A 981-nucleotide genomic window follows, 5' to 3' on the forward strand; every position below is an offset into this window, starting at 1 on the left:
CGTATCTGGGGTGGCATCGGGTTTCTCGGGAGTGTGCTGGAGCTGGCCGGTGCCACCGCCCTTTGCCTGGTCCCGGAACCTACCGGAGTGACAAAAGCGGGATGCATTATTGTGGGGGCACACAGTCTGGATGGGAAGTGAAATCATGATTGATTACAAAAATATCAGAACATACTTCTCTGTATTTCTCGGTAATGATATCGATGCGTATGGAGAAACTTACCCTGAAGTTGTGGACTCTTCGATAGACGTTATTGGTGCAATAGATAATGATCTTATTGATGAAATCGATAAATTTCTTGCTGAATATCCAACAAATGAGCTGGCTGGACCAGCCATGAACCTAATTACTGAAAACAGAGTTGGCGATTGCGCCGGGTTTCCCCCAACGTTAATCGACTTCCTGACCTGGCTCTCAGCTTACCTGAAGCAAAAGCGTGACGAATAAATATGAAGCCCGCTACTCAACGCTGCGGGACAGCAGGCTGAGTGCGACCACAGGTGTGCGGATGGTTTTAGCCAGTGATGTAAGTCCTTTGGACACCTCACCAACGGCCAGATCGTGACGGCTGTTTCCTTCAGCTGAATCAGGCGCAGATAGTCGATGGCAATCAGCGCCATCTTTGCCTGCTGTTACTTGTAGCAATTCTCGCCCAGTCTTCATCCCCCATCCCCCCGAAGCCGCAGAGGCCTTTCTTACCCGGGTTCATCTGACATCCTCCACGGTTTCATGGTATGGTGCCAGGCTGTACCGTCATCATGTACAATCCGTTAGCAGGATGGCGCCACCCCCCGGTTTTAGCCCCTCCCACATTGATGTGCACTACTACGCACAGGGGCAGCCGTGGTGCATTGCGGGCATCTTATGGCGTCACAGTTTCGCTTTCTGCCGGGCCAGTCTACAGGTATCATCGCTACGCTCCTGGCACCGGTTCGGCCTTGTACAATATTGATTCAAATTTTGCCATTTTTTCCAGTACC

Annotated in this window: 1 protein-coding gene and 2 pseudogenes; 2 read left to right on the forward strand and 1 reads right to left on the reverse strand. The window is 51.2% G+C overall.

Going from position 1 to position 981, the window contains the following annotated elements; genetic code table 11:
* Window positions 1–132 (forward strand): annotated as a pseudogene (locus tag WH277_RS28665) (RNase A-like domain-containing protein); the annotation flags it as partial.
* A gap of 13 nt (window positions 133–145) precedes the next feature.
* Window positions 146–448: a hypothetical protein gene (locus tag WH277_RS05255; protein ID WP_159338577.1), complete on the forward strand. Its 303-nt coding sequence runs from the start codon at window positions 146–148 to the stop codon at window positions 446–448.
* 15 nt (window positions 449–463) lie between these two features.
* On the opposite strand, the pseudogene WH277_RS28670 reads toward WH277_RS05255, so the two are convergent.
* Window positions 464–618 (reverse strand): annotated as a pseudogene (locus tag WH277_RS28670) (DnaB-like helicase C-terminal domain-containing protein); the annotation flags it as partial.
* Window positions 619–981: the final 363 nt, after the last annotated feature.

Source organism: Erwinia sp. MYb416 (assembly GCF_037479575.1).
Lineage (GTDB): Bacteria > Pseudomonadota > Gammaproteobacteria > Enterobacterales > Enterobacteriaceae > Erwinia > Erwinia rhapontici.

Bases quoted from the DNA above. Each gene is read 5' to 3' on its own strand.
- WH277_RS05255 (WP_159338577.1), top strand. From the start codon at position 146: ATGATTGATTACAAAAATATCAGAACATACTTCTCTGTATTTCTCGGT.